This window comes from Mycobacterium sp., from assembly GCF_035506235.1.
Taxonomy (GTDB): domain Bacteria; phylum Actinomycetota; class Actinomycetes; order Mycobacteriales; family Mycobacteriaceae; genus Mycobacterium.
On the sequence record NZ_DATJPU010000049.1, the window covers coordinates 1 to 11376 of the forward strand.

At 66.6% G+C, this 11376-nt stretch carries 3 protein-coding genes; all 3 read left to right on the top strand.

Annotation, left to right across the window (positions count from 1 at the left end):
• Positions 1-89: 89 nt before the first annotated feature.
• From VMD50_RS04900 to VMD50_RS04910, 3 genes are read left to right on the top strand one after another with little or no spacing between them, the layout of a single operon-like run.
• The gene (locus tag VMD50_RS04900) at positions 90-3431 is read left to right on the top strand and encodes a hypothetical protein (RefSeq protein ID WP_325425414.1); all 3342 of its coding nucleotides are present in this window, start codon (positions 90-92) and stop codon (positions 3429-3431) included.
• Positions 3428-9043 carry a hypothetical protein gene (locus tag VMD50_RS04905; RefSeq protein ID WP_325425416.1) on the top strand — a complete coding sequence of 1872 codons (5616 nt, stop codon included), beginning with the start codon at positions 3428-3430 and terminating at the stop codon, positions 9041-9043. Before VMD50_RS04900 ends, VMD50_RS04905 begins: the two co-directional genes overlap by 4 nt.
• Complete coding sequence (locus tag VMD50_RS04910; RefSeq protein ID WP_325425418.1) at positions 9036-10889, top strand: hypothetical protein; 1854 nt, start codon at positions 9036-9038, stop codon at positions 10887-10889. Before VMD50_RS04905 ends, VMD50_RS04910 begins: the two co-directional genes overlap by 8 nt.
• Positions 10890-11376 lie beyond the last annotated feature (487 nt).

An 11376-nucleotide genomic window follows, 5' to 3' on the forward strand; every position in this document is an offset into this window, starting at 1 on the left:
TCCGCGGTCGATCACCTCAACCAGGCGATCGCCGCCGATCCCACCCTGGCCGGCACCCTGCACATCCTGCCCCAATTCGAGGTCGCCGCATGAGCACACCCATCGCCGCATACTCCTTTCTGCCCTGGATACGCCAAGGCATCGCCAACGCGATCACCGCCGCCGACAACGATCCCAGCGTGGCCGCCCGGGCCACCATCCACATCGAGCTCGGCGTTTCCGGCGATGCGGTGGGTGGGGGCACACCGCTGTCATCGACGGTGGCCCAAGACTTCGCCCTCTACGGCCCCGGCGATGTCGTCGGTATCAAGGCGCCGCGCATTCTGCGCACCGAACCGCGCGACGGGATCACCAACTTCGAACCCAACTACCTTGCCGCGGTGGACTTCTACGACGAGGACGCGCCGTGGCGCATGACTCCCTGCGCGCCGGATGCCTCGGGTTTGCATCTGCGCCCGTGGCTGACTCTGATCGTGCTGGCCGACGCCGAATTCACACCTGCGAAAACCGCGGGAACGCCCATGCCTTATATCACGGTGACTGCCACGAATGTGTTCCCGCCCGCTGACGAGCTGTGGGCGTGGGCCCACGTGCATGTCAACGACCTATTATCCAGCGGCCCAGGCCAATTGGTCGCCACCGATGTTCCCGCGGTCATCGCCCGCCTGGAAACGGTGTTGCAGGCCAACCGCGACGCCGCCTACTCGCGGTTGGTCTGCCCGCGCCAGCTGCAGCCCAACACCAGCTACCACGCCTTCGTGATCCCCACGTTCGAAACCGGCCGGCTGGCCGGGCTGTTCCCGAAAGACTCGATCCCGTCCGCACCCAATGCCACCTTCTCAGCTTGGGCGGGCTACCAGCAGCGGCCGATGTCGCAGAGCCACCCCTACTTTTATTCGTGGTCGTTTACCACCGGCGACCGCGGGGACTTCGAATACCTTGTGAGGCTGCTCAAACCACAACCGGTCGACCCCAAGGTCGGCCACCGCGACATCAACGTCCAAGATCCCGGCTCCAACCTGCCCGGCATCACCAACCCCGCGCTGAACGGGATCCTGCGCCTCGGCGGCGCTCTGCAGATCCCGGGTTCCGACCAGAGCCCCGACGAGAACTGGGACCAGCCCTACCCGGATGCGTTTCAGAGCGCACTGGCGGCGTTCATCAACCTGCCCGACACCTACGCCTCACAGACTGCGGCCGCCGCCAACGCCGCCTCCGGCCTCGGGCCTGAGGCGATCAATGACCCCGACCCGCTGATCACCGCCCCCCTCTACGGGCAGTGGCATTCCCTGACGAGCCGGCTGCTCACCGACACCGCGGGCAACCCCGTGCCGAATAGCCAGAACTGGGTACATCGGCTCAACCTCGATCCCCGATTCCGGGTGCCGGCAGCCTTCGGCACGAGCGTGGTCGAAACCAACACTGAAACCTACATGAACGACGCATGGGAACAGATCGGCGACGTGTTGGCGGCCAACTCAGCCATCCGCCGCCTGCACCTGGCCATCGGCGTGGCCAGCCGCTGGCACCAAACCCACCTGCAGCCATTGGCTACCACCAACAACGAGCGCGCTGCCGCGCTGCTGGCCCCAGTGTCCAGCCGGGTCATGATCGCCGGAAAAACCCTTTTCTCAACACAATCGGCCAGCATCGTCCCGCCCGTGCTCACCTCGCCCGCGTTTCGCCGCGCCGTGCGCCCCGGCGCGCGGCTGATGCGCACCCTACCGTTCAACACGACGATCCGCCCGGACAACATGCTGGCCCGGGTCGCGGCCGGCGCGGTCTCGGCCGCCCCACCAAAAGCGGTCCCCACGGGGCTGGTCACCGTCGACCAAGCCGCCGCCGCAGCACCCCAAGCCGGCATCCCGGGCATCGTCAAATGGCTGCTCACCCACTTCGGGTGGCTCCCGAAAGCGCTCCGCATCGCTGCCATCGTCCTGGCGATCGTGGGCGGCGTGCTGACACTGATCATCCCGCCGCTGGGAATCGTGTTGCTTTTGCTGGCCACGCTGGCCTGGTTCCTGTCCCACAAACTGGCGCAATGGCAATCCACCCTCACCGCCGAAGGGGATCTGCAAGAAGCCAACCAAACCCCCCAATCGGTCGACCAGTTGCCCACCAGCTCCAACTTCGTCCTCGAACTGCCAGGGGCCACCTTCCGACCCACCCCGGGCGGGCCCGACAACCAAACCGCCACCCGGTTCAAGACCGCACTCAAAGACGCCTGCACCCTCGTTGCGGCCGCCAACACCGTGGGACGCACACTGCCCCCGCAGCCGATCGATTTCGCCGCAGCCACCACCGCCAGCATCACCGCGGTCACCCCATCGGTCGCGATCACCCGGCGCGGCCTGACCACACTCGGTGTCCCGGCGTGGATCATCGGCCAGCTGGTCGGCGGCTGGGGCGACGTGGGGTCCTTCGATGAGGTGATGGCCTACCCGAAGATCGACGTGCCGATGTACCTGCCGCTCAAAGCGATCTCGGTGGAAAACTTCCTGCCCGGCATCAACTACATCGCCCCCAACAGCATCACCCTGGTGGAAACCAACCAGCGGTTCATCGAGGCCTACATGGTCGGCCTCAACCACGAATTCGCCCGCAAGCTGCTATGGCGCGAATACCCCACCGACCAGCGCGGCAGCTATTTCCGCCAATTCTGGGACGTCCAAAGCTACATCGACCCCGTCGACGGCCTGAGCACCAACCCGAACAAGGAAAAGCTCTACGACATCCCCGAACTGCACCGCTGGCCGCTCACCTCAGCCCTGGGCGAGCACAACAACCGGCTCGGCCCCGGCGAGACACCCGGATCAGAGCAGGCCGTCCTGGTGATCCGCGGCGAACTGCTCAAGAAATACCCCAACACGATGATCTATGCCCAACGCGCGAAATGGCAGGCTGATCCCAATGGCCGCGTCGACGTGACCCTGCCGCGGCTGCCTGTCACGCTGAACGCGGCCGAAGAAGACAAACCACCACGCGACAAGCTGCGCAGCCCCCTGTATGAGGCCACGGCCTACCCCGACATCTACTTTTTCGGTTTCGACCTGACCATTCCCGAGGCCAAGGGCGGCCCCGGCACCAGCCCCAGCGATGACCCCGGCTGGTTCTTCGTCCTCCAACAACGCCCCGGCGAGCCGCGATTCGGCCTAGAAACCGACCGCGCATCAACCGACCCGCTGGATGTGTTCGACATCCTGACGTGGCAAGACACCGGCGTCGCACCGGGCGATTTCCTCCCCGCCGGCGCTCTGGCCACCCCAACCCTGCAACCACCGGCAAACCCCGACCGCAAGGACCAACACGACGACGACGTCCAAGTCGCCACCGCAGCGCCGAGCTCGGCGCGCTGGGCCTACCTGCTGTTCCGCTCCCCGGTGCGGGTGGATATTCACGCCGCCGAGATGCTCGCGCAGGCCGGCGTATGACCACACCCGGGTTCGACCAAACCAGAACGCAACTCGTGGCGGCCCGCGCCCAGGCCGCCACGGCCCATGCCCAGCTCGCGGGTGCCCGCCAGGCACTTGCGGCCGCGCAGAGCACGCGCGACCAGTTCGCCCGCCACGCCGACACCACCAATGCCGCTGATGCGCGCCAGCTCGCCGACCTCGAGCAGGCGATCGCCGCCGCACGCGACCAACTCGCCAGCGCCCAAACCCAATTCACCACCGCCACGACAGCCGCCGCGTCGGCCGTGACGGTGTTCGCCGCGTTCACCGACCCCCGCGACAACATCACCCGCTTCGACGACTCCGCCCCGATCGCCCTGTTCCCGGTGCGCATCGAAACCCGATTCGCCGGCCCCCGCCCCACCAACACACCCGTCCCCGACCGCCCCACCCCCGTCCTGGACACGGCGCTGGCCCGCGGACCTGGCCGGCTGCTCATCCGCATCTACCCCGACGACTGCCTCATCGACACCTTTGAACCCGCCCTGTCGGCCACCGAACTGACTAACACACAACGCTATTGGTGCAACATCTGGCGCGCCGGGGGCATCGACGGGGACCAGCGCGCCGCCTGGGCAGACCTCGTGGCAGCCCACGGCTCCGGGCGCGCCGGCTATCTGGTCGACACCTACCAGCCCACCAACCCCGCCGACGCGCCGACCAAAGCGTCGGCTTCCGATGAGATCCTGGTTATCGCCACCCAAACACCGCCTACCGCAGCCGATCTGGCGCCACTGCGCACCTACTGGGCCGCCTGGTGGCGCGCCGGCGACAACCTGGCCGCACAAACCCAGGCCCGCGCCACCCTCGATGCCGCCGTCGGCTCAGCGCAGGCCGATACCCTCATCAGCATCTATCAGCCGTTCAACCTCACCGACACGCCCACCCCACCAGCCACATTGGCCAGCATTGCGGTCACGGTGGCAATCCTGCTGTTTCCCCCCGACCCTCCAACCAAACAAGCCGCGTGGTCACAGGCCCCCCAAGTGACACTGTTTCCCGACCGGTTTGTGGCGATCGGCTACACCGCCGGCCAACCGGTCGCGCAGGCGCTGGGCGCGCCGGTCACGCTGCCGCTGTATGTGGGCCCGGACCCCGGCGCCGACGCCAACACCGACCCCACCACGGTGATCCACCCCGACGCCAACGGCGACCTGTTCGTACCCGACCCGCTGAAGTGGATGGTCGACTACGACACCGCGCTGGCCGAGGGCATGGCCATCGAAATGCCGCTCACCGCCGAGCAATCCCGCGCCGGGTTCGACCGGCTCGTCGTCATCGGGCTGCAACTGTCGGCCAGCTCCGCCGACGGCGCCACCGCGCTGGCCACCCTGCTCGAGCATCACCAAAACGGCCGCAACGGCCTGGAACTGGTCCCGCAGGGCACACCGACGCACAACACCACCGGAAACCAGACTGGTTACAGCCGGCTCGAGGACCCGGATCGCAGCTACGACGACCGCAAGAACACGCCCCTGTTCACCCCCAGCACCGATCCTCGGGCACGCCGCGACGGGGACTGGCTGGCCACCGCGCTGGGCATCGACCCCACCATCCTGGCCGGGACCAGCGGCGCGGGCGGGCTAGACCAATCCCGTGCTCGCGCAATGCAACTGGCCTTGTGGCCGGCCACGCTGGGCTATTGGATGGACAAACTGATGGCCCCGGTGTTCGGCGACGACACCGTGGAGGCCACCCGCACCTTTTTCACCAGCTATGTGCGCGGCCGCGGGGCTCTGCCGGCGATACGCATCGGCGGACAACCCTACGGTGTGCTGCCCACCACCGCGTTTTCCCGCATCCGCTGGATCGACCGAACCGGCCCCGACGCCGCACCCAACCCGTTTTTGTCGCGGCTACACCGGATCCTCACTGCCGCGCGCGGCGACTGGAACACCCTGAGCAGCACCGTCTCCCACGTCGGCGCCCCCGGAGACGCTCATCAAATCCTGCTCAACGTGCTCGGGCTGCACCCCTCGTCGGTTGAGTACTACTCGCGCTACGCCGAATCGCTTTCCGAGATGTTCAATACCACCAACCTGGCCGGGCTAGGACCCGGCTTCTTTCAAGCGCTCGTCGCGCTGGCCCTTGACGTCGCCGCGCAGGCGAAACTCACTTCACTCGGCTACAGCGGTCCCACACCGGATCTGTTCAACCACTTCTTCTTCCAGCAGGCCAACCTGCTCAAGACCGTGATCGATGACCGGCCGCTCTCAGAAACCGACCCGGTGCGCATCTACACCGACGACAATCTCAACTACCTGCAGTGGCTGCACAAGGCCGCCACCCAATCACTGGATGCGCTCACCGCTGAGGCCGGCTTCAGCGGAGGGGTCACCCCGCAGGCCGTGCTGTACCTGTACCTGCGGCACGCTTTGATGCTGGGTTACTACGACACCTCCTATCGGCTCCACAAAACCAACGGCGTCTTGAACGCAACCGAACTGGCGGCCACCAAGATCGAGGCGCCGTTCGTGCACGTCGACACCACCACCGCGGCCAGCGAGAGCCGGTTTGGGCTGCTGTACAAGACGGAGCCGGCCATCACCGGCTCGCCGTCGCTGCTCATCGGCGACTACATCACCGCCAACGTGGCCACCCTCATTGAAGCTCAGGATTTCAACGATCAGCTGCAGGCCCTCACTGTGCTCGCCGATGCACCGACCGCCGAGCTGGACCGCCTTTTCGCTGAGCACATCGACACCTGCACCTACCGCTACGACGCGTGGCTGCTCGGGCTGGTCGAACTGCAACTTGACACCATGCGCCGGCCCACCCGCAACGGGCACCCAACCGGCGGACTGTTTTTGGGCGCCTACGCCTGGGTTGAAGACCTCCGACCCCGCCCACCGCTGGCACCGGCACGACGGGCCCCCGACGTCGCCGCCGCGTTCCCCGGCACCGCCCCGATCATGGCCGACCCCACCAATGGCGGCTACATCCACGCGCCCTCGCTCACCCACGCTCGCACCGCCGCCGTGCTGCGCAGCGGATACACGGCCAACGCCACCGCCAATAACCCCAACACACTGTCGGTGAATTTGTCCTCGGACCGGGTGCGGGTTGCCCTGTCCACCCTCGAGGGCATCCGCAACGGGCAAAGCCTCGGCGCGCTGCTGGGATACCAGTTCGAACAAGGCCTGCACGACTCTTACGGCCTGGCCGAGGTCGACTCCTTCATCTTCACCCTGCGCAAAAATTTCCCACTGGTGGCTGACAAGATGGCCAGCACCGCCACCGGCCCCGGCGTGGTTATCGAGTCGATCGAAGCCCGCAACGTCATCGATGGGCGCAAATTCGCCGACTACGTCAACACCGCAACGCAGAAGACCTACCCCTACGGGCTTTCCGGCATGCCAGCGGCCAGCGCCGCGCAGGCGGCCGCGATCGACGCCCAAACCAACGCGGTGCTCGACACATACGACGCGATCGCCGACATCGCGTTGGCCGAAGGTGTGCACCAGGCGGTGCAAGGCAACTTCAACCGCATCGCCTCCACCCTGCAGGCCTACTCCACCGGCCACTTCCCACCCGAACCCGACGTCGTCCAAACACCCCCGGCCGGCATCGGTTTGACCCACCGCGTCGGGCTGCACCTGCAACCAGGGGCCACCGCGGCGGCCGGCGCGACCCCGGCCGCGGTCGCCGAACCCGCCATCGACGCATGGCTGGCCGCCAAGCTGCCGCCCCTTGCCACGATCGAATGCACCGTCACCTGGACCGACCCCGTCAGCGCCGCTGCCCAAACCGTCGTGGTCAACCTCGGCGACCTGAACATCAACGCGGTCGACGTTTTAGACCTTGTGCAGCCCGACAACCTGCAGGCCATGACCCAACTCGACGACCGGGTCCTGCAATACGTCCACACCACTGCCGCGCCCCGCCCCGCCGCCACCCTGCAGATCGCCTACATGACCGCCGGCACTGGCGTCAGCGTGTTCGACGTCTCGGCGCTGATCCGCCAGCTACGCACCCTGATTCGCTCGGCCCGCGAACTACGCCCGACCGACATCACCCTCAACTCCGACGCCCGCCCAGCCCAAAACGACACCCTGGTCGCCGACCCGACCCGCATCAACACCGTGCAGGCCACCGCCACCACCCTCTCCGGCGACATCGCCACCCTGCTGTCCACCGTGACCCCACTGGTCAACGACCCCACCACCAACCGGGCCACCATCCTCGCCGACGTCGACACCCACATCGACACCACGATCGGCCTGCTCACTCGCGCCGCGGCGCTGCGCATACCCAGCAGCGGCTGGGGCTTCCTCAACGCCTGGCGCCACGAAAGCTTCACCGCCCTGATCGCCGCCATCCACCAGCTCCTCGATCGCTGGCAGACCCGCCTGACCGACTACGACGCCGCGATCACCGCCTACAACAACCTGCCGGCGAACACTAGCGACACCGACCGATTCGCCGCTCTGCAAGCCGCAGAAACCAAAATCAGCACCACCATGGAACCGCTGCCGGCCACCCCTGCCGCCCTGCGCGCCGACCTGGACACCAAACGCGCGGCATTCGCTACCCGGCGCGACGGGTTCGCCGCCGCGGCCGCCACCACCGCCGCCACCACCTACACCGCGCTGCTCAACCAGGTGCGCCCGCTGCTGCCGATCACACAGTTCGACACCACCGGCTTTGACCTCACCCCGTTCGAAGACCGCGCCATCGTGATCGAGGAGGACCTGGCCCACGTCCTGAGCGGGCTGAAAGCAACCCTTGACGCCCGCACCGCAGACGCCCAAACCCAGCTCGACACCGCCGCGACCGCCACCACCGCAAGCGCGCGCCTCGACGCCGTCACCGCCGCCGCCAAAGCGCTGCTTGGCAAAGACTTCACCATCGTGCCCCAATTCACGCTCCCCGCAGCGCAGGCCGACGAATGGAACAACGCCAAAACCGCCGCCGACAGCGGCGCCCTGCTGGACTACCTCACCACCACGCTGCAGATCGATCGGCCCGTGGACGAATGGCTCACCGGCATCGCCCGCGTGCGCCCGATGATGCGCACCTTCGAGCTGGCCTGCTCACTCGTCGACGCGCTCACCGGGCCGGCCGCCGCCCCCACGCTGACACCCATTCAGTTCCCCTACGAACAGGGTGCACCCTGGGTCGCCATGCAGTTCCCCACCGGCTACACCCTCGACAGCGACCGGCTCTGCTACACCGCCCACTACTCGGTCGCGTTCGACAAAACCAGCCCGCAATGCGGGCTGCTCATCGACGAATGGACCGAAACCATCCCGCTGCGGCACAGCTACCAGGGTGTGGACCTCAGCACTCACGACACCGGCATCACCTTCAACTACCAGCGCCCCGATAACGAACCACCCCAAGCCATCCTGCTCGTCACCCCGGCAGCCTCGACCGGAACCTGGCTCTGGGACGACCTGCTCGGCGCCGTCAACGAAACCCTCGACCTAGCCAAACTGCGCGCTGTCGAACCCAGCCAGCTCGACGAGACCCCCTACGCCATGCTGGTGCCCGCCACCATCATGGCCACCACCACCTACCTCATCACCATTGCCACCGACCTCAACGTCGCCAACGGCGTGATCACCGAACTCGGGAGCCTCCATGCCTAGCATCCGCCCGATCGGCAACATCCGCGAGGCCGTCATCCAACGCGCCTTCCCGACGATCACCCGCTGGAACCGCATCGAAGGCCGACCCCGCACCACCAGCTTCGACCGCGCGCTGCGCGCCGAGGTCCGCGACGCGCTGTGGATGCTGACCAAACAATGGCAGATGGGGGAATTCCGTGGCAGCGACGCCGGCTCACCAGTTTTCGCCAAACTCGACATCACCACCACCCGGCTCACCAAATACCAGCCCGGATCGCACAGCACCATCGCGTTCCCCAACGACATCCCGCTCGAAACCGTCGTCGAGCGACGCCCCATCTCAACCACGGTCGCCAACCGGGTCAGCGCCCTGGATCTGCGGATCGCCACCGGCCGCCGCTGGCTGGCCATGATCGAATCGGTCGGCCCCTACCGGCAAGCCTTCATCAATGCCTACCCCGTCGCCGCGCCCAACCCATCGGGCACCGCCGACGCCGACATCTGCGCCCACCCCGAGGTGTGGCAAACCTTCGCCGCGGCCGCCGGCCGGGCCATGGACGGATACCTGCTCTACGAACACCTCAAAGCCAACCGGGCCAACCACGCCTACGACGGCGTCACCGGAATAACACCAGCCGACCAGGCCACCATCGACGCACTGGCTACCCGGTTCATCGCCTCCGTCGAGCGCATACTGTCCCCACCCACCAACGGCGACAATGCCTGGGCGCCAACACAACTGGAATACCAATTCGCCGCCTCAGCCCCCCTCCCGGCCCCCGGCACCGAGAAGGTATACGTCGCCGACCAGTACTACGAGGGCCGGCTGGACTGGTACAGCGTCGACCTCGACCCGACCATCCCCGCGCTCGGTGACGTGCCCGGCTCCCAAAACACCGGCCTGCCCCCCGATGCACCGCGCAGCATGATCCCGGTGCCGGTCTCATTTGCCGGCATGCCCAACACTCGCTGGTGGGCTTTCGAAGACCGCGCGACCAACTTCGGCGACATCGACGCGGCCACCACCGACCTCGCCAAACTCCTGTTCATCGAATTCGCCCTCGTCTACGCCAACGACTGGTTCGTCATCCCCTACACCCTGCCCGCCGGTGCCATCGCCACAATCAACGGCGCCGTGGTCACCAACGTCTTCGGCGAACGACTCTGGATCACCCCAGCAGACGCGGGACCCGACGCCGCGTGGCAGCGCTGGAGCATGTTCACCATCAACACCCGCGGCGCCGGAAGCGCCGACACCAGCCTGCTTTTGATGCCCAGCCCAGCGAAAATCCAAGACGGCCCACCCACCGAGGACATCTGGCTCATCCGCGACGAAGTCGCCAACATGGTGTGGGGCATCGAGCGCGCCATCCCGCTCGCCAGCGGCGACACCAAACCGGGCCTGGAAGCAGCCCGCCAAAGCCTCAGCTTCTACGAAACCGACCTTGCCAACCGGCTCGGCCACCCCCCGAGCCCACCCGCCACCACCAACACCGCCCCGCGCTATCAGGTGATGACCACCGTCCCCGAGAACTGGATTCCGTTCCTGCCCGTGCACGTCGACGGCGACAACCGCACGATCCAACTACAGCGGGCCGCCATGCCGCGCATCCTCGAAGGCGACCCAAACCCTGCGCGCAAAGTTCAACCGCGAACCGTCTTGCTACGAAACGGATTAGACGACACGCCGCCGCAACCCTACTTCGTCCACGAAGAGGAGATCCCCCGCGCCGGCACCCGCCTCACCCAGGCCTACCAGCGCACCCGATGGACCGACGGACAGGTCTACACCTGGCTGCGCGTGCGCCGCCAAACCGGCCGAGGCGAAGGATCCTCCGGACTCGCGTTCGACCAACTCATCCCATAGTGCCCGTCGCCTTCCAGCATGGGCGTGGCCGTCTCGCTTTCGTGGATAAGCGTGAGTATCCACGACTCCGTGGATAAGTTTGCTTATCCACCAATAAGTACGCCATTTTCGGCTCTTCTGACACTTCCGCGAGCGGATCGGCCACGCCAACGTCGGCTTCTTCCTGCAGACCTACGCCCATGTCCTTCGAAACGATGACCGCGACGCCGCAGAACAAGCGGCGGCCTTCCTCATCGGCAACACGTGGGGTCCAGCTGACGAGGACGAAAGTTAGATGATGAGCAAGGCTAATGTGACCAAACACGTGACCATCGGGCATGAAAACGGCCCCCGGAGGAGTCTCCGGGGGCCGTTTCCGCTGGTAGCGGGGACAGGATTCGAACCTGCGACCTCTGGGTTATGAGCTGATATGTAGTTCAGTCTGTCAAGAGGCAGGGTGAAGCGGCGGCCGCGACCGTCGTCGTGGCCGCCGCTTCGTTGCCAGATG